Origin of the sequence: Pseudoalteromonas prydzensis (assembly GCF_011050055.1) — a bacterium.
GTDB lineage: Bacteria > Pseudomonadota > Gammaproteobacteria > Enterobacterales > Alteromonadaceae > Pseudoalteromonas > Pseudoalteromonas prydzensis_A.
This window is the reverse complement of sequence record NZ_DRGM01000046.1, coordinates 14,384-32,919: the sequence shown is the minus strand read 5'-3', so window position 1 is coordinate 32,919 and position 18,536 is coordinate 14,384. Positions and strand designations below refer to the sequence as shown.

Below are 18,536 nucleotides of genomic sequence, written 5' to 3'. Positions count from 1 at the left end.
TCATTAAAAAACCATAGAGGAAATTTGAAAATAGATTTTCGTTCGCTTTGTGAGCAAGCGCTACAAATTAGCATGACTAACAAGCCTAACTGACTTCAGTTTAGCGGCTTGCTTTTTAATTACAAGTAAGGCGATTTGTACTCGCCATGCAGCTAATAATACATGGAAAAATTGGCCTAATTAATATAAACTTCAGCCAATTTTATTTTATGATTTCCCCGTTGGAGGGTAGCGCTATCATTAGTACAGCTAACATCACCATGCAATTTGGTGCTAAACCGTTATTTGAAAATATTTCAGCTAAATTTGGCGAAGGTAACCGTTATGGTTTAATTGGTGCAAATGGCTGTGGTAAATCAACATTTATGAAGATCTTAAGTGGTGAACTTGAGCCCTCTGCTGGTAATGTCAGTACTGATCCAAATGAACGTGTTGCTAAATTAAACCAAGACCAGTTCGCTTACGAAGAATATTCAGTTATCGATACTGTGATAATGGGCCACAAAGAGCTGTGGGCAATTAAACAAGAGCGTGATCGTATCTACAGCTTACCCGAAATGAGTGAAGAGGATGGCATGAAGGTTGCCGACCTTGAAACTGAGTTTGCTGAAATGGATGGTTATTCTGCTGAATCAAAAGCGGGTGAGCTACTAATGGGCGTAGGTATTGCAACTGATCAGCATTACGGCCCGATGTCAGAAATTGCTCCCGGTTTTAAACTGCGTGTGCTACTTGCGCAAGTGCTATTCTCTGATCCCGATATCATGCTACTCGATGAGCCAACTAATAACTTGGATATATATACTATCAAGTGGTTAGAAGACGTGTTGAATCAACGCGATTGCACCATGATCATCATTTCCCATGACCGTCATTTCTTAAACTCAGTCTGTACGCATATGGCCGATATTGATTATGGTGAATTACGTGTTTACCCAGGTAATTATGACGAATACATGTTTGCAGCAACACAAGCGCGCGAACGTTTATTAAGCGAAAATGCCAAGAAGAAAAGCCAAATTGCTGAGCTGCAACAGTTTGTTTCGCGTTTCTCAGCGAATGCGTCTAAAGCAAAGCAAGCCACATCACGTGCTAAGCGAATTGATAAGATCCAATTAGATGAAGTGAAAGCATCATCGCGTCAAACGCCGTTTATCCGTTTTGAACAAGAAAAACAGTTATTCCGTAACGCGCTTGAATTAACAAACTTAGGCCAAGGTTTTGACGATATGCTATTCACTGGCCTCGAAGGCTTAGTTGAAGTGGGTGAGCGTATTGCCATCATCGGTGAAAATGGGGTTGGTAAAACCACATTATTAAATACCTTAGCAGGGCGTCTAGCACCCAAACAAGGTGAGTTTAAGTGGTCTGAAAACCATAACATTGGCTATTACGCACAAGATCATGCTGATGAATTTGCCACAGACATGAACTTATTCCAGTGGATGGAACAATGGCAACAAGAAGGCGATGATGAGCAAGTTGTTCGCAGCTTCTTAGGCCGTATGTTGTTCTCACAAAATGATATTAAAAAGTCTGTAAAAGTGATCTCTGGTGGTGAGCAAGGCCGCATGCTATTTGGTAAGATTATGATGCATAAGCCAAATATATTGTTGATGGATGAACCGACTAACCACATGGATATGGAATCAATTGAGGCATTGAACCTTGCGCTTGAAGCGTATGAAGGTACCTTGATGTTTGTCTCTCACGACCGTCAATTTGTATCATCAGTTGCTACCCGTATTTGGGAAATCAAAGACGGCAAAATAATTGATTTCAGAGGTACTTACTCTGAATATTTAGCCAGTAAAGAAGGCTAAGGCTCAATTTCCATACTGTTCAAAAAAGCCATGCCAGTCATGGCTTTTTTGTTACTCGATATTCGCAATTTAACAATTAATACGTGTATAATGACCGCCTTCAATGCGGACATTAGTCCGCTATAAGTATTAAAACCATTACTGAGGAGTATTTATGACTGTTGGCATTATTATGGGTTCCAAGTCAGATTGGCCAACTATGGAACACGCGGCGATCATGCTAGAAAAATTTGGCATCGCGTATGAAACTAAAGTTGTATCGGCTCATCGTACTCCTCAACTACTCGCTGATTACGCAAGTTCAGCAGCAGAACGTGGTATTAAAGTAATTATTGCCGGTGCCGGTGGCGCTGCGCACTTACCTGGTATGGCTGCTGCATTTACTTCTTTACCTGTACTTGGTGTGCCGGTGAAGTCTAAAACATTAAATGGTATTGATTCACTATTGTCTATTTGCCAGATGCCAAAAGGTGTTGCAGTGGGAACTTTAGCAATTGGTGAAGCTGGCGCAGCAAATGCAGGTTTACTTGCTGCACAAATTTTAGGTTGTCAGCAACCTGAGATCTTTGCCAAAGTTGAAGCGTTCCGTAAAGAACAAACAGAGACTATTTTAGCTAACCCTAATCCAGCAGAGTAATATGACTATCTTAATTTTAGGCGCTGGCCAATTAGCACGCATGATGTGCTTAGCCGGTGCACCACTGAATTTAAATGTGGTTGCCTATGATGTGGGCAGCAAGCAAATTGTCCATCCACTAACCGGGCAAGTGTTTGATACCACTTTAGCGCAAGCAATCGCGGATGCCGATGCAATCACGGCTGAGTTTGAGCATATCCCAGATGATGTGCTCACACTATGCTGTGCAAGTAATAAATTTTACCCAGGTAAAGCGGCAATCAAAACCGGTGGCGATCGCGCTCTTGAAAAAGCCTTACTTAGCAAAACCGCTGTTGCATGCGCGCCATACCAGTTAATTACTGAAAAAGCGCACCTAGAGCAAGCAGTCGCGACTTTAGGCAAGCCGTTAGTGATCAAAACCTGTCAAGCCGGCTACGATGGTAAAGGACAATGGCGCTTAAAATCAGATGAGCAAATTGACCAGATTTGGTCAGAAATGGCTGATTTTATTGCCTCCGGTACTGAATCTGCTCCTCACTCCATTATTGCCGAGCAGATGATCCCATTTGACCGTGAAGTTTCTATTATTGGTGTACGCGATAAAAGTGGCAACACAGCAATTTATCCCCTCACTGAAAACCAACATACTAATGGCGTTTTAACGTTATCAGTGGCTGGTAAAGAAAAATCAACAATCCAAAAACAAGCTGAAGATGCCTTTAATAAACTTGCGAGCGAACTGGAGTACGTGGGTGTGCTCGCCATTGAGTTTTTTGATGTTGGTGGCCAATTACTCGTTAACGAAATTGCGCCTCGCGTGCATAATTCAGGTCATTGGACTCAACAGGGCAGCCATTGTAGCCAATTTGAAAATCACATGCGTGCGGTTGCCGGTTTACCATTAGGTAGTACAGAGCTGCAGCGTGTAACAGCAATGATCAATGTACTTGGGCAAGCATCTATCCCTGAGCAAGTACTGAGCGTACCTAGTGTCACCAGTCACTGGTACGGAAAAATGGCAAAACCGGGTCGCAAAATGGGCCACATCAATGTCTCAGCAAATAATCTTCATCAGTTAGGTGAACGTTTAGCACAGCTTTCAGAATATCTTCCGGAGGAGGATTACCCCGGCGTGTTAGCTGCCAGTACCGCGCTGATTTTAAATTAATCATAAAAGCCGAGTTTATCTCGGCTTTTTTATTAAGGAGATTGTTCATGTTCAGTGCTAAATACCGCACTATCGTATTTGCTTTTTTAATGGCGTTATTTATGTCTGGCTTTATGTCATTCGTTATTTCAATTTTCAATGTTGGTTTAGTCAATAATATTATTTCTATTTGGTTAACTGCTTGGGCTTTTGCATTTTGCGTGGCTTTTCCAACCGTTATTTTTGTAGCGCCAGTTGTTCATAAACTCACAGCAAAGCTTGTTCGTCCTTAAGGATCATTATGCTTTTGTCAGATCGCATTAAAAAACCTTTTTATGTTATTTTACTGAGCTTGTGTATCACGCCACTGATTGGCGGTGGAAGTGCGTTAATACTTGGCGCACTGTTTGCTATTGTGCTTGGAAACCCTTTCGCTGAACTATCGCAACACGCCAGTAAGTGGATGCTCAAAGCTGCGGTGGTTGGCTTAGGTTTTGCTGTTGATTTTAATCAAGTCATTGAGGTCGGCCGCAGCTCTTTGGTGTTAACCATTGTCAGTATCACTGCAATCATCGGCTTAGGTGAAATTTTAACCCAAGTATTTAAATTAAATCGTAATACTGGGGTGTTAATTTCTTTTGGCACTGCTATTTGTGGCGGCAGTGCAATTGCTGCCATGGCCCCTGTCATTAAAGCCAAAGATCACGAAGTGGCTGTTGCACTTGGGGTGGTATTTTTATTAAATGGTGTGGGTTTATTACTCTTTCCTACAATAGGCCATTACTTTAATTTAAGCCAAGAGCAATTTGGTTTATGGGCGGCCTTGGCAATTCATGATACCAGTAGTGTGGTAGGGGCGTCAGCCGCTTATGGTGCTGTGGCGCTGAGTATTGCCACAACTGTAAAACTAACTCGTGCAATGTGGATCATTCCCTATACCACCATTGCTGGGGTGTTTTGGCGCTCTGAAGAAAAAGCCAGTATTCCTTTATTTATTATTGGTTTTTTAGCCGCGGCTTTGATCAATACCTATTTGCCGCAGTTTAGCGAAATCTGGCAGCTGCTCAACACCGTGGCAAAACAGCTATTAGTAATGACTTTGTTCTTAATTGGCAGTGGCTTATCACTTTCGGTATTAAAACAAGCAGGACTAAAGCCCTTTATAATGGCAATTATTTTATGGATAGTGGTAAGTAGTGTCATTTTGTTATTAATTTTAGATGGATTCATAATATGAACAGTAAGTTTTGTATCGCTGCATTTGCAAGTGCCATGCTTTTTAGCGCTATACCAAACAGTGCCGAGGCCGCCAATACACTCAGAGTGGCAACATTCAATGTCAGTATGGACGCAACAAATTATACTGAAAAAGATCCACAAGTAGACCCAAATGCGTTGGTTAATGCACTACAAAATAAGCACCCGCAAATTAAAAATATTGCCGAGATCATTCAACGTGTTCGCCCAGATATATTGCTATTAAATGAGTTTGATTACATCAGCAAAGCGCAAGGAATTGATTACTTTAAGGCTAACTACCTGGCGATAAGTCAAAATAAACAACCTGGAATTGACTATCCCTACAGCTATATTGCTCCTGTTAATACCGGTTTAAAAACCCCATTTGATCTGGATCACGATGGCCAAGCCACTGGTGTGAAAGGGGATGCCTTTGGCTTTGGTTTTTTTGAAGGTCATTATGGCATGGCGGTACTTTCTCGTTATCCAATAGATTTTGATAAAGTCCGTACCTTACAAACATTTAAATATAAAGATATGCCAGCTGCACAAATGCCTATTGATCCAAAAACAGGCGAAAACTGGTATAACCAAGAGCAGTGGCAAGTACTAAGACTGAGCTCTAAATCATTTTGGGATCTGCCAATTACTGTAAAAGGCAAAACACTGCACGTTATTGCATCGCACCCAACGCCGCCAGTATTTGATGGTGATGAAGACAGAAACGGCAAACGCAATCACGATGAAGTACGTTTAATAAAAGACTATATCGCCAATGCAGATTATTTATACGATGACAACGGTGTAAAAGGTGGCTTAGCGCCGCAATCACGGTTTGTTGTTGTTGGTGATTTAAACGCAGCCCCTGAAGGCGATAAAAAACGTCCTAATACAACGGATCAGCTGTTAAAAAATCCATTAATTAATAGTCAATTCGTACCAAGTAGTAAGGGAGCTAAAACCAGCTATAGTGAAAAATATGCAGCGGCTTACACTGCATTTTGGCAAGCTCGCGTTGATTATGTGCTGCCTTCTACTTATGGCATAGACGTTCACGACGGTGGGGTATTTTGGCCAGTTAAAAATAGCGAATTATACCGATTAATTAAAGATCGTAATGCCTCATCAGATCATCGTATGGTGTGGTTAGATATTTCGCTCAAATAACTTTGCTATTAAACAGCAAAGTTTGGCGGTTTATCTGAAATAATTGCTATTACATAGGTGCTTCTGCTTAAATCAAGGTAATTACAATAACCTTACAGAAGCCCTATGATTTTTAAATCTTCTACTAAAAAAACCTTAATTGCACTTGCCGTAGCGTCCAGCGTTATGTTGTCCGGTTGTCAATCAACTGCATCTACGCCAACTGAGCAACCGCAAGCCACTGTTGCAAGTGTTGCAAGTGTTGTGGCAACAGCCGCCGATACAGGAACTACAGCCATCACGCTTGAACAAGCAATGGCTCATCCGGATTGGTTAGGTCGCCAAGCAGAGCGCGCCTTTTGGGCAGCTGATTCAAAAACGGTTGTGTATACACAAAAACAACAAGGTAATGAGTTAAGAGATTTATACACACAAGCGGTGAATAGCCAAGCAGCCAGCCAAGTCGCACTTAATAAATTACATACCTTAGGTGCTGCGAATGCGGTTTATTCTGCAGATCGCACAGTTCAAGCTTATGTGTTTGAAGGCAATGTATTTGTAAAAAACATCAACACCGGTGCAATTACACAAATAACACACGACAGCGCTAAACAGTCTAAACCACAATTTTTAACCGATGGTAATTTAGCATACCGCCAAGGCAACGCCTTTTATAAGGTAAATCTAGCCACTGGTTTGCAAACTGAAATTGCAAATTTACACTTAAGTGATGCTCCAGAAGGGATTGCTGAGCCTGCAACTTACATTGCCAAAGAGCAACATAAACTAATTGATTACATTGCACTTACTCACAAAAATAAAAAAGACAAACAAGCCCGCAAAGAGCAGCTCAACGCAGAAAACTCGTCTATTGCTAATGCACAGTTTTATTTAGGCAAAGGCAATGAGTTAGCCGACGTGCAATTATCACCAAATGGAAAAGCATTAGTTGCTGTGGTAAAAGAAAGCCGCTCATGGCGAGAAGACAGCGATATAATGCCAAATTATATTGCCGATGATGCTGGTGTTAAAGCAGAAAAAGTACGCCGTCGTGTTGCCGATGAAAAACCAATAACGTCTGAAGTGATTTACATTGATTTAGTTGAGCAAAAGCAAACTACCTTGGCATTCGATACCTTACCTGGCTTTGATGAAGACGTATTAGCGGCAGTTAAAAAAGAAAACTTCGCCCGTGACGGCAAAACATATGAATCTAAAAAACAACCTCGTGCTATCAACCTGATGATGGATTGGGGATGGGATCAAAGCGCTATCGTATGGAATAAAACCGGTACGCAAGTCGCGATGATGCTCGAAGCATGGGATAATAAAGATCGTTGGTTAGCAACTGTTGATGTTGCAAACTCTAAGCTTGTTTCACAACACCGCTTACACGATGATGCATGGGTAAACTATGCTTATAACGATTTTGGTTGGTTAAATAATTCAGATACTTTGTATTACTTATCTGAAGAAACAGGCTATAGCCATATCTATACAAAGCCACTTAATGGTAAAGCAAGCCAACTTACCAAAGGTCAGTTTGTCGTAGCGAACCTCACACTAACAGATGACGACAGTGCAATTTATTACAAAGCGAATGTTGAACATCCTGGCCTTTATGAGATTTATCGTGTAGATCCAGCCAATGCAACGTCTGAGCAAGTAACTAATTTAGACGGCATGACCGACTATAAGCTAAGCCCAGATCAAAATAAGTTATTGTTAACGCACTCAAAAATCATGGCTCCACCAGAGTTATATGTTGCTGATGCAAAAGCAAATACAACAGCCACTCAGTTAACCCACACGGTTTCTGATGAGTTTTTAGCAAAACAATTAATTGCCCCTAAAATTGTTGCGGTACCATCAAGCCACACTGAGCAACCTATCTACGCGAAAGTATATTACCCAGCTGACTATGTTGAAGGTGAAAGCGGCAAAAACCGTAAAGCGGTTATTTTTAATCACGGCGCCGGTTATTTGCAAAACTCACACATGGGTTGGTCTGGTTACTTCCGTGAATTTATGTTCCATTCTCTATTAGCCTCTGAAGGTTATGTAGTAATGGATATGGATTATCGCGCTTCAAAAGGCTACGGTCGTGATTGGCGTACAGCCATTTACCGCCAAATGGGCACACCGGAAATTCAAGATTTAGCAGACGGTGTAAGCTGGATGGCTGAAAATGCCAATGTTGATACTGGCTCAGTCGGTACTTATGGTGGTTCATACGGTGGCTTTATGACCTTTATGGCCTTATTTACGCAACCTGATTTATTCCAAGCGGGTGCAGCGCTGCGTCCTGTGACAGATTGGGCACACTACAATGGACCATACACATCAAACATTTTAAACCACCCAGATGTTGATCCTATTGCGTATGAAAAAAGCTCACCAATTTATTATGCTGAAGGACTTAAGAATCGCTTATTGATCAATGCACCGATGGTTGATAATAATGTGTTTTTCCAAGACTCAGTACGTTTAGTACAACGTTTAATTGAGCTTGAAAAAGAAAACTTTGAAACGGCTATCTTCCCTGTAGAACCACATGGTTTTGTTCAGCCTTCAAGCTGGTTAGATGAATACCGTCGTATTTATAAGTTATTCAAAGAAACTTTGTAAACCTTTAAATAAAAACGCCAAGCTTAAGCTTGGCGTTTTTTTAGGTAAGTAATAAAAAGTGGTAAGGCGAGTACAATGCCACCGATAGCGCCAAGCAAATGTGCATCAATCGCCACCCGTGAGGCGATTAACTTACCAACTTCTGCGCTTGGCCCATGTAATTGCTCATAGCCAATTTTCAACCAAATACCGATAAACAGTAATACTCCGGTTTTCATACCGGCTTCAATATCCTTGATTGCTCCCCAAACAATAACACCATGTAATAAAGCACTTAGGCCTGTGTATATTCTTATGTCTGGGCAAAAGTAGTAAATACCGATACCACACCACGCAGCTAAGAATAATGTATGTAGCGCATATTGAGTCGGCTTTGTATGCTCAGCATGGAGTGCCCATATTAGTATGATACCGGCACAATTTAATCCTAAGTGCGCCCAGTTAGCATGTACATATTGGCTGGTGAGCAAACGCCACACTTGGCCTTGCTCAATTAATTGGCGATTAAACTCTAAAACATCGTTTAAGTTTAATGCTGCCAATAGGGCACTTAATGCCATTAAGCACAGTGGAGGAAAAATATAACGCGGTTGCAGTGGTAAATTGACCATTTTATTCTTATTTTTCATAGTAAAATTTTGCATATTGTGCCCGTTTAACTTTAAGATGCCAAATATCTCAATGCAAATCAGGCTTTTTTATGTATTTACCTTTTCAGCGCAGTGTTGCCTTTAGTTTAACGCTGCTTGCTTTACCCGTTTTAGCTAGCCAAACCCCAAGAGAAGTTCGCGAACCAGAAGCTGCAACCGGTCATCAATATAAGCAACAAGTAACTGGTAAACAGTTTATGATTGCTGCGGCAAATCCTTATGCAGCACAAGCAGGGCAAACAATCCTCGCGCAAGGTGGCAGCGCTGTTGATGCCGCAATCGCAACGCAACTAGTGCTGACTTTAGTAGAGCCACAATCATCAGGTATTGGTGGCGGCACATTTATGCTGTATTACAACAAACAACATAATAAACTGACCAGTTTTGATGGCCGTGAAACGGCCCCAAGTCATGCTGATGAAACGTTATTCTTAGATGAAAATGGTAACGCTGCGCCGTGGATAGAGGCGGTTGTTGGTGGTCGCTCTGTTGGCGTACCGGGTATATTACACGCCTTCGCGACTGCACATAAACAGTATGGCAAACTTGCTTGGGCCGAATTATTTAAGCCCGCGATAGCACTTGCTGAGCAAGGATTTGAAGTTTCACCGCGGTTACATGCTTTATTAGCCAAGCAAATAAACCCTGGTGTGACTAAATTACCAGTGATCCGTGATTATTTTTTCCCAGACGGTAAACCTCTTGCCGTAGGTACAATCAAGAAGAATCAACCACTTGCTGATTTATACAAGCAAATAGCCGATGTTGGCATCGATGCTTTTTATAAAGGCGAAAACGCCCAACAAATGGTCAGTGCTGTTAAAAATTCAGTGGTTGCGCCAGGTACATTAGCTTTGACTGATTTAGCAAACTATCAAAGTAAACAGCGCGATGCTGTTTGCACCCCTTATCATGCATACAAAGTATGCTCTATGGCACCGCCAAGCAGTGGTGGTGTGGCTGTATTGCAAATATTAGCCTTACTAGAAGATAAAAATATGGCGCAATTTCAACCAAATTCAGCGCAGGCTTTGCATTACTTTAGCCAAGCTTCACGCCTAGCCTTTGCTGATCGTAATGTGTATATGGGCGATCCTGATTTTGCTGATATTCCAACAACCGAGTTACTTGATAAACGCTATGTAGCGCAACGTGCAAAACTTATCAGCGAACGCGATCAAAAAGCCGAAGCTGGCCAACCTCGGCCATTACTTAGCTACGCGCAAGATGATGCCTATGAATTACCCTCTACCACTCACGTATCGATTGTTGATAGCGAAGGTAATGCCGTATCAATGACCAGCTCAATAGAAATGGCCTTTGGTTCAACCGTGATGGTAAACGGTTACATATTGAATAACCAATTAACCGATTTTGCATTATCACCACGCAAAAATGGCAAATTATTAGCGAACCGTGTTGAAGCTGGCAAACGGCCACGCAGTTCGATGTCACCGGTGATGGTGTTTAATAATGATGGCAGCTTACGATTAGTGGTCGGATCACCCGGTGGTAGCCGTATCATCAATTATGTAGCGCAAGTAGTGATCGGTGTATTGGATTGGCAATTAACCGCTCAGCAAGCAATCGATTTACCCAGAATAACCAATCGCAATAGCTACACTAGCCTTGAAAAAGGCACCGCGATAGAAGCCATTACTGCTGATCTTAAAAAGCGCGGCCACACAGTGAAAGTGGTTGATTTAAATTCAGGCTTACATGCCGTTGAGGTAACTAACAGTACCTTAGTTGGCGCCGCTGATCCACGCCGTGAAGGGATTGCTTTAAGTGAGCAGAATATTGTGCTTAAAGAGCATGAAATGCCTGCTAATAAGCCTTAATAGACGTCGTTATTTGATGTACAATTACTTTTTTAGGTGTGTTAAGCACACACCTAGTATTTTCTTTTAATGGTCTGACAAGGTTGAATATCATTGCTTTTTTATATTCAACAGCAATAATGGCAGATCACAACTTAAAGACTTCGTTAAGCTTGGACTTATGACTACAAATACTGACCCAAATTATCTTTATATTCATCACTCAGGCCCAGGTCTGATCGAAACGCCACTCTTAAACAAAGGCAGTGCATTTACTCAAAAAGAGCGTGAAAGTTTTAACCTAGCGGGATTACTGCCTCCTCGCTATGAAACGATTGAAGAGCAAGTTGAGCGCTGCTACCAACAATATTCAAGTTTTCAAGACAACTTAAACAAGCACATTTACCTACGTGCTATTCAAGATAATAACGAGACACTTTACTACCGTTTAGTCCGCGATCATCTTGAAGAAATGCTGCCAATTATTTACACCCCAACGGTGGGTGATGCCTGTGAAAAATTCTCTGACATTTATCGCAGTGCGCGTGGTTTATTCATCTCATACGAAGATCGCTATCAAATTGACGACATTCTACGTAATGCCACCAAAGGCAAAGTAAAAGTGATCGTTGTTACCGATGGTGAGCGTATTCTTGGTCTTGGTGATCAAGGTATTGGCGGTATGGGTATTCCAATTGGTAAATTATCACTGTACACCGCGTGTGGTGGTATTAGTCCTGCGTATACGCTGCCAGTTATGTTAGATGTTGGTACTAATAACGAAAAGTTATTGAACGATCCTATGTACATGGGCGCGCGCCATAAACGTATTGCCCAAGATGAATACGATGAATTTTTAGACTTATTCATTAAAGCCGTTAAGCGTCGCTGGCCTAATGTACTCCTGCAGTTCGAAGACTTTGCGCAACCTAACGCAATGCCTTTATTAAAACGCTATCGTGATGAAATTTGTAGCTTTAACGATGACATTCAAGGCACAGCCGCAGTGACTGTTGGTTCATTACTTGCTGCATGTCGCGTTAAAAACGCACAGTTATCGGAGCAAAAAGTTGTTTTTGTTGGTGCGGGTTCAGCAGGCTGCGGTATCGCAGAGCAAATAATTACACAAATGGTGTCAGAAGGTATTTCTGATGAACAAGCTCGTAGCCAAGTGTTTATGGTTGACCGTTTTGGTTTGTTAACCCAAGGCATGGAAGGATTACGCGACTTTCAGCAAGCACTTGCCCAACCAACTGATACATTAGTTGATTGGAAATACAGCGGTGAATATGCCTCACTGCTTGATGTAATGCACTGTGCCGCACCTGATATTTTAATTGGTGTCTCTGGGCAACCAGGGTTATTCACTGAGCAAGTTATTCGTGCCATGCACGCAGGTTGTGCGCAACCGGTAATTTTCCCGTTAAGTAATCCATCTAAGCAAGTAGAAGCATTGCCAGAAGATGTGATCAACTGGACTGAGGGTAACGCGATTGTTGCAACCGGTAGCCCATTTGCACCGGTTATATACAGCGGCGAAACGTTTGTTATTCCGCAGTGTAATAATAGCTATATTTTCCCGGGTATTGGTTTAGGTGTGATTGCCGCTAAAGCAACGCGTATTACCGATGCGATGTTGATGGTGTCTAGCGAAATTTTAGCCGAGTCATCGCCGCGTGCTAACACAGGTAAAGGCAGCTTATTACCCGCACTGACTGAAATTGAAACATTGAGTAAGCGCATTGCTTTTGGTGTTGCTAAAAAAGCCATCGAAGAGGGCGTAGCACTTGAGATCAGTGATGATATGCTCTGGGCTGCTATCGATAAAAATTACTGGTTACCAAAATACCGTAATTACAAGCGTTGTAGCATCTAATCAATCGCTCATCTAACAATACAGGCTTCGGCCTGTTTTTTTTGCTTGTTCATTTTAAATTAACCGCGTACGGTATCTAATAGTGATACTAAAACTATTAAGGATATTTATGCGTTATTTACCATTGTTAGCCGCGGCACTTAGTTTCAACGTTTTTGCAGCCAGTACACCCGATGCGCCGCACATCTATATTCAAGGCCAAGCACAAATTACCACAGTTGCTGATAATGTTAAGCTTAGTGTTGGTATTGTTGAGGTTGATAAAGATCTCATGGCAGCGAAGCAAAAAGCTGATACCACCATGGCAAAAGCAATTAAACTTGCAAAACAAGCTGGTGTATTAGACAAGGACATTAACGCGGGACAGATCAGTATTCACCGAGAAAACCAATACAACCGTGAAACCAATAAACAAGAATTTGTCGGTTTTAGAGTATCACGCAGTTTATCTTTGACTTTAAAACAAATTGACAAATACCCACAGCTATTACAAAACCTCGTAAGCGGCGGTATTAACGAAATTAATCAGACAGAATTTGTATCTAGCCGATACCAAGAGTTACAGCAACAAGCGCAAAAAATGGCGATTAAAGACGCCAAAAGTGCAGCCGAAGAGTTTGCTACTGATTACGATGTAAAAATTAAAGGCCTATACAGTGCGTCAATGAGTCCAATGGATACCAATGCACAGCCTTATATGCGCGTAAAAATGGCCAGCATGGCAGACACTGAATCGGGCAGCTTTGTGCCAGATGCCTACCATGCCGGTGAATTAGTGATCACAGCATCAAGCTATGCTATTTACTTAATTAAATAATAACTAACCAGAATTAAGGTTAACTAATTTGCTGGTGCTCAAAGCGCACCAGCAATTTATCCCCTTGCTCAGGACTAATTCTTGCGATTGCGGTAAGCATATTACTCACTTCTTTACGGTCATATTGATTACTAATATGTTCGTTAATATCATCGACAATTGCCGTTAAGTAATTAAATAGACTCTGCGTAGCGGTGTCATTTGTATGGGCAACAAACAGTATATTTTTAAACGCCTCTAAGACATTGGTCATTACATAGCCATCAGTTTTTGCGTAATTACGAATAGGGGTAAAATTATCGTGCAGCAGTTCGTCAAACGAGATTTCGTGTAAATACAATAGCGGTGAACCATCACTGTGTTTAAATGAGTAATTAATATCATTTATTTTTAATCGCTCAATCAATAAAATACTCAGCATATCAATCGCTTTAACGGCAGTGCCGGGATCGTTTATGCCAGGGCTCATCGCCTTGACAGCAATTTCAGATATTTGCGTTAAACCGTAGCGATAATGGTCGCTAATGTATTCTTCAATATAAAAGATAAAACAATTAAGTAGCTTTTCGAGCAGCTCTGGATCTTGGCTTAAATCACGATTACATTTTAAAAATGGGTAGTCTTTAACGGTAAAATAGCCTTGGTTAACTACTATATACAACTCTATGTTTTGCTCAGCCAAAATGGCACATAATTTATCGCTGTGTGCGCCTTTAAAATAGCCTTCGGTACAACTACCAATAGAATACCACTGCTCAAAATCAGGGAAACTATCAATTTTATGCTGTTGCTGACGTGTAATGATTTGTTCAATTACATTCTTGGTGTGTTTAAATAAGTCATTTAATACATTATCAACTTGAATGGCTTTAGAAATTGAGTGAATAAAATAGACAAATAATGCCAGCGAGATCAGTCCAAAAATCAACGCAAATAAAACCCCAAGGGCAGGGATCGCCACCGTGTTATCGTCAAGCTGTTTAATGTTGATCAACATAATAATTGAATAAATAATACTGCCTAAATAAAACCCGAGCACCATTTGATGTGACTTTCGGGTAATTAGGCCTGGTACCACCCGCGGAGATAAGCTTGCACTGGCGCTATTTAACACAATCATGACCATGGAAAAACTAAACACCGTCAGCGATATAATGCTGCCTGCCAAGGTACTTAAAATGGTTCGCGCGTTTTCTTCGCTATCAACTAACACAACGGCTAAAAACTTTTTTATCTCTTGCACTATATCGGTATATTCAATTGACATACTTAGCACGGCAAACAAAAGGAAGCCTATCGACATCATCGAAGGATAAAACCCAATACTGCTGATTATTTCTCTGTAGTTGTCCGCTATCTTACGAGGTGTAAACATGGCCACCCTTATCTGTATGTTGATTTAATACGTTATCATAGAAATCAGCACAACTGCTGGCTATTCGTTGATAAATCTTGTGTTATTATGGCAAAAAATAATAGGAAAATTATTATGATCATATCTTTTTACGCAGCTATATTAGCTTTCATGTACATTTATTTAAGTATAAATGTAGTGAAAGTGCGAAAATCAAATCAAATATCATTAGGTACTAATGACAATCCGCAATTACTAAGGGCAACACGCGCTCATGGTAATTTTATTGAATACGTACCTTTTGCGCTTATTCTAATCTTTTTAGCAGAATACCAAGGGTTAAGCAGCCATTACTGCCATATCTTAGGTACATTACTGGTATTTGGTCGCGTTTGTCATAGTATTGCTATTAATGACAACACGCTAAAGCTTAGAGTAATTGGTATGCTAGCTACTTTCGCAACATTAGCCTTAAGTGCACTTGCTTTGTTACTCGGTCGTTTTTTCTAAGATGATGGCTGGCTGGTTAGTGCTTACAGCATCTTTACTGGTATACCCAGTAACTTCGCTTGCTAGCAATAATGAGCCGGATCCCACACTCAATATTATTTACCCTAAGCCAGAACGAGAGCACGAACTCGATAATTGGTATCCGTTGGCGTTACTTAAACTGGCATTAGAACATAGCGGCCAAGCTTACACATTACAATCATCAATAAAAATGGTGCAAAGTCGCGCTTTAAAAGAGTTAGAGCAAGGTGAGTTGGTCAATGTTGTATGGTCTATGACAAGTATAGAAAGAGAAGAGGTTTTTAAACCGATTCGAATTCCAATTTATAAAGGCTTGTATGGCTGGCGTTTATTACTCACTACAAAAGACAAACTGCACTTATTTGAACCACTTAAAACAGCTGCTCAGCTTAAAAAACTATACTTTGTGCAAGGTCATGATTGGCCTGATACAGAAATTTTAAAGGATAATGGCTTTCAAGTATCTACATCAACAAGTTATGAGTCCTTGTACAATATGCTTATTAAAGGACGTGGCGATGCGTTTCCTCGTTCGATTTTAGAAATCGATTGGGAATTAGCGCTGTTAGCTGAAACACACTCTATTACTACAGTGCCAAATGTTGTGCTTAATTATCCGGCAGCGATCTACTTTTTTGTTAATTCACAGCGTGATGATTTGCATAACGCGATTCAAACAGGACTAGAAAAAGCATATCAAAATGGTGAGTTTAATAACTTATTTAGCCGTTATTTTGCACAAAGCATCGCTAACGCAAAACTGGCAGATAAAGAAATTATAAAATTAGAAAACAAACATCTTCCTCGCTTAACCCCCGTGAATAACAGTGCATTATGGTTCACACCAGAAAACAATCAACTCAATAAATAAGTCGTTATGGATCCAAACACTAAAATTTTTATTATTGGCTTACCTCGTACGGGCACGACCAGTGTATGCCATGCATTTTTACAGTTAGGCTTTAGCTGCGCGCATACGGCGTACATTCAAAAAACCTTTGTAAATGCTCAGGTTCTAGCTGATACGCCAATTTTTAATGATTACCAGCTGCTTGATAAGCGATATCCAAACGCTAAGTTTATTTATTTAGAGCGTGGATCTGAAAAATGGCTGCCGTCAATTCGCCAGCTATTACAACGAATGCAGGTAAACCTAACAAGAGCGGATGGGGGATTTAACCCTCATATTAAGCGCTGTTATTTCAATACGTTTGGCGATTTTTCGAGTAATGATCTTGAAAATGACGCTTACTTATTGCGCTGCTATGCAGAGCATAAAAAGACCGCCCAGCATTATTTTTTAAATCGCCCCACAGATTTTCTCTGTATTGATATCGCCAATCCAACCAGCTTTGCGTCACTGTGTGCATTCTTACAGATACAAACAGCGCTCACTCAGTTTGAAAAAATGAATATCGGCGGCAAGGTCACAGCGTGGAATGCCATCAAACATCCACTTAAAATAGCATCAACCGCAAACGGTAAAATTGATAAGCAATTATACCCAGTACTTTAAATTACGGTGACAGCTTATACATATAATTGGTTTTAAAGTTGTCTCAGGAACAAGATTTTGCTGTTCAATTACGTTAAAATCGCGCCATTAGTTTTTAGGTAAAATATTTATGTTTGAATTAAAATACCATACACCATTTTCATGGACCGAAGCTGTGCTCGCTGACTTTGATACCTTTTTACAAGATCATGCTGCTGCAGAGAAAAAAGCATCGGGCATGGCGATGTCGATGTTGTCGCATTACCCTGATCGCCGCAAGCTTGTGAAAGCGATGACCGATTTAGCACTGGAAGAAATGATCCATTTCAAGCAAGTACTCAAACTGCTTCTTGACCGCGATGTTAACTTAGGCAACGACCAAAAAGATCCCTACGTGAAACAAATTCGTGCTGTATTTAGAAATGGTCGTGACGAGTTTTTAATGGATAGGCTGTTAGTCGGCGCTGTTATAGAGGCGAGGGGACATGAACGTTTCTCACTGGTTGCTCAAGCGCTGCCAGTAGGTAAAGAAAAAGACTTTTATGTCGCTATAGCCAAATCAGAAGAAAAACATAAAAACCTCTTTGTAGAATTAGCTTATGAATATTTTGATAAAAATGAAGTTGATACTCGTTTAGAAGAAATACTCATTGCGGAAGCAAAAATTTGTCAAAGCATCCCATTTACCTCAGCACTTCACTAAGCATATCAATTTGTTAAGCCGTGAGTTATAGCCAATATATGCCACCTAATTGCTAATAACTCACAGTTTATGACAGTAAAAAAACACCGTTAAAACAACAATCATTAATGATAAAAATAATAGTTAAAGATGGGATTGTTTAAATAAACATCATATTAAATGTTCATCTTCTATACTTATATGCATAAGTAATGATGAGGCGTTGAGCATGAAATGGATGATGACACTCACAACTTTATCTTTAGTGGGCATAGGTCTTACTGGAAATTCAATTTACAGTGAAGTTCTGCTGTTCAATAAAACAACAGCCTCGGTTGAGGTAACAGCAAATATGTATCGATCGCTTATTTGGCACATGGATGTATATAACGACCGTGAATTTATCAGCGTTGCTGAGTCTTATTTTGACGATGGTAAAATAGATGCGCGGGAATACAGTAAGTTACTGCACTTAGCCAAAGAAACCTCAGGGCCTGTTATTTATCAAATGCAATCTGAAGAGCAACTTTGGCACGCACGCATTACGTTTAAAAAGTATTTAGAAAATCGTGAAGAGTTTCAATTGCTAGCAAACCAACAGGCGAAGAACTGAGTAAGATACAAAGAGCTAGAGCTAGGTTCGGATATAATCAGGGCAAAGCATGGTTAAGTGCAGACATTGCAGCGGGTAAATCTGTAATGACTTTAG

The 18,536-nt window shown here is 40.7% G+C and carries 17 protein-coding genes; 15 read left to right on the top strand and 2 right to left on the bottom strand.

The genetic code is table 11. The features are described from left to right. Positions 1-236: 236 nt before the first annotated feature. The 7 genes from ENH88_RS04080 to ENH88_RS04050 all read left to right on the top strand — a co-directional run bounded on the left by ENH88_RS04080 (position 237) and on the right by ENH88_RS04050 (position 8,602). Positions 237-1,823 (top strand): ABC-F family ATPase, encoded by a 1,587-nt coding sequence (locus tag ENH88_RS04080; protein WP_304179815.1) that lies wholly within the window; start codon positions 237-239, stop codon positions 1,821-1,823. Positions 1,824-1,977: 154 nt separating this feature from the next. After that, the gene (gene purE, locus ENH88_RS04075; protein WP_064666229.1) at positions 1,978-2,460 is read left to right on the top strand and encodes a 5-(carboxyamino)imidazole ribonucleotide mutase; all 483 of its coding nucleotides are present in this window, start codon (positions 1,978-1,980) and stop codon (positions 2,458-2,460) included. Position 2,461: 1 nt separating this feature from the next. Beyond that, positions 2,462-3,610: a 5-(carboxyamino)imidazole ribonucleotide synthase gene (locus ENH88_RS04070; RefSeq protein ID WP_192542281.1), complete on the top strand. Its 1,149-nt coding sequence runs from the start codon at positions 2,462-2,464 to the stop codon at positions 3,608-3,610. Between the two features lie 47 nt (positions 3,611-3,657). Further along, the gene (locus ENH88_RS04065; protein WP_192542280.1) at positions 3,658-3,882 is read left to right on the top strand and encodes a DUF2798 domain-containing protein; all 225 of its coding nucleotides are present in this window, start codon (positions 3,658-3,660) and stop codon (positions 3,880-3,882) included. A gap of 8 nt (positions 3,883-3,890) precedes the next feature. Beyond that, positions 3,891-4,826 (top strand): YeiH family protein, encoded by a 936-nt coding sequence (locus tag ENH88_RS04060; protein ID WP_304179787.1) that lies wholly within the window; start codon positions 3,891-3,893, stop codon positions 4,824-4,826. Positions 4,827-4,861: 35 nt separating this feature from the next. Then, positions 4,862-5,995, top strand: a complete 1,134-nt coding sequence (locus ENH88_RS04055; RefSeq protein WP_304179813.1) for an endonuclease/exonuclease/phosphatase family protein — start codon at positions 4,862-4,864, stop codon at positions 5,993-5,995. Between the two features lie 105 nt (positions 5,996-6,100). Continuing rightward, positions 6,101-8,602, top strand: a complete 2,502-nt coding sequence (locus tag ENH88_RS04050; RefSeq protein ID WP_304179786.1) for a S9 family peptidase — start codon at positions 6,101-6,103, stop codon at positions 8,600-8,602. 23 nt (positions 8,603-8,625) lie between these two features. Here ENH88_RS04050 and rrtA read toward each other — a convergent pair whose 3' ends face one another. Then, on the bottom strand, positions 8,626-9,213 hold the full coding sequence (rrtA, locus tag ENH88_RS04045) for a rhombosortase (RefSeq protein ID WP_304179810.1): 588 nt from the start codon (positions 9,211-9,213) through the stop codon (positions 8,626-8,628). Positions 9,214-9,302: 89 nt separating this feature from the next. On the opposite strand from rrtA, the gene ggt reads away from it, so the two are divergent. From ggt to ENH88_RS04030, 3 genes are all read left to right on the top strand, one after another. Then, positions 9,303-11,093 carry a gamma-glutamyltransferase gene (ggt, locus tag ENH88_RS04040; protein WP_304179783.1) on the top strand — a complete coding sequence of 597 codons (1,791 nt, stop codon included), beginning with the start codon at positions 9,303-9,305 and terminating at the stop codon, positions 11,091-11,093. A 160-nt stretch (positions 11,094-11,253) separates the two neighbouring features. Next, positions 11,254-12,948 carry an NAD-dependent malic enzyme gene (locus ENH88_RS04035; protein ID WP_304179781.1) on the top strand — a complete coding sequence of 565 codons (1,695 nt, stop codon included), beginning with the start codon at positions 11,254-11,256 and terminating at the stop codon, positions 12,946-12,948. Positions 12,949-13,057: 109 nt separating this feature from the next. Further along, positions 13,058-13,765, top strand: a complete 708-nt coding sequence (locus ENH88_RS04030; RefSeq protein WP_304179780.1) for an SIMPL domain-containing protein — start codon at positions 13,058-13,060, stop codon at positions 13,763-13,765. Positions 13,766-13,784: 19 nt separating this feature from the next. Here the strand turns inward: ENH88_RS04030 and ENH88_RS04025 are convergent, their stop codons facing one another. Continuing rightward, positions 13,785-15,140, bottom strand: coding sequence for a DUF2254 domain-containing protein (locus ENH88_RS04025; RefSeq protein WP_304179779.1), 1,356 nt, complete (start codon positions 15,138-15,140; stop codon positions 13,785-13,787). Between the two features lie 114 nt (positions 15,141-15,254). Between ENH88_RS04025 and ENH88_RS04020 the strand changes: the two genes are divergently transcribed. The 5 genes from ENH88_RS04020 to ENH88_RS04000 all read left to right on the top strand — a co-directional run bounded on the left by ENH88_RS04020 (position 15,255) and on the right by ENH88_RS04000 (position 18,440). Then, positions 15,255-15,629 carry an MAPEG family protein gene (locus ENH88_RS04020; protein WP_304179777.1) on the top strand — a complete coding sequence of 125 codons (375 nt, stop codon included), beginning with the start codon at positions 15,255-15,257 and terminating at the stop codon, positions 15,627-15,629. 19 nt (positions 15,630-15,648) lie between these two features. Further along, positions 15,649-16,521, top strand: a complete 873-nt coding sequence (locus tag ENH88_RS04015) for a substrate-binding periplasmic protein (RefSeq protein ID WP_304179776.1) — start codon at positions 15,649-15,651, stop codon at positions 16,519-16,521. Positions 16,522-16,527: 6 nt separating this feature from the next. Beyond that, complete coding sequence (locus ENH88_RS04010; RefSeq protein ID WP_304179774.1) at positions 16,528-17,166, top strand: sulfotransferase; 639 nt, start codon at positions 16,528-16,530, stop codon at positions 17,164-17,166. A gap of 109 nt (positions 17,167-17,275) precedes the next feature. After that, a complete protein-coding gene (locus ENH88_RS04005; protein ID WP_304179772.1) occupies positions 17,276-17,848 on the top strand; it encodes a tRNA-(ms[2]io[6]A)-hydroxylase in 573 nt (190 codons plus the stop codon). Positions 17,849-18,056: 208 nt separating this feature from the next. Further along, the gene (locus ENH88_RS04000) at positions 18,057-18,440 is read left to right on the top strand and encodes a hypothetical protein (protein WP_304179770.1); all 384 of its coding nucleotides are present in this window, start codon (positions 18,057-18,059) and stop codon (positions 18,438-18,440) included. Positions 18,441-18,536: the final 96 nt, after the last annotated feature.

Coding starts and splice junctions, on each gene's coding strand:
- ENH88_RS04035 (WP_304179781.1), top strand. CDS start 11,254: ATGACTACAAATACTGACCCAAATTATCTTTATATTCATCACTCAGGC.
- ENH88_RS04050 (WP_304179786.1), top strand. CDS start 6,101: ATGATTTTTAAATCTTCTACTAAAAAAACCTTAATTGCACTTGCCGTA.
- rrtA (WP_304179810.1), bottom strand. CDS start 9,213: ATGGTCAATTTACCACTGCAACCGCGTTATATTTTTCCTCCACTGTGC.
- ENH88_RS04055 (WP_304179813.1), top strand. CDS start 4,862: ATGCTTTTTAGCGCTATACCAAACAGTGCCGAGGCCGCCAATACACTC.
- ggt (WP_304179783.1), top strand. CDS start 9,303: ATGTATTTACCTTTTCAGCGCAGTGTTGCCTTTAGTTTAACGCTGCTT.
- ENH88_RS04065 (WP_192542280.1), top strand. CDS start 3,658: ATGTTCAGTGCTAAATACCGCACTATCGTATTTGCTTTTTTAATGGCG.
- ENH88_RS04025 (WP_304179779.1), bottom strand. CDS start 15,140: ATGTTTACACCTCGTAAGATAGCGGACAACTACAGAGAAATAATCAGC.
- purE (WP_064666229.1), top strand. CDS start 1,978: ATGACTGTTGGCATTATTATGGGTTCCAAGTCAGATTGGCCAACTATG.
- ENH88_RS04070 (WP_192542281.1), top strand. CDS start 2,462: ATGACTATCTTAATTTTAGGCGCTGGCCAATTAGCACGCATGATGTGC.
- ENH88_RS04060 (WP_304179787.1), top strand. CDS start 3,891: ATGCTTTTGTCAGATCGCATTAAAAAACCTTTTTATGTTATTTTACTG.
- ENH88_RS04020 (WP_304179777.1), top strand. CDS start 15,255: ATGATCATATCTTTTTACGCAGCTATATTAGCTTTCATGTACATTTAT.
- ENH88_RS04000 (WP_304179770.1), top strand. CDS start 18,057: ATGAAATGGATGATGACACTCACAACTTTATCTTTAGTGGGCATAGGT.
- ENH88_RS04030 (WP_304179780.1), top strand. CDS start 13,058: ATGCGTTATTTACCATTGTTAGCCGCGGCACTTAGTTTCAACGTTTTT.
- ENH88_RS04005 (WP_304179772.1), top strand. CDS start 17,276: ATGTTTGAATTAAAATACCATACACCATTTTCATGGACCGAAGCTGTG.
- ENH88_RS04010 (WP_304179774.1), top strand. CDS start 16,528: ATGGATCCAAACACTAAAATTTTTATTATTGGCTTACCTCGTACGGGC.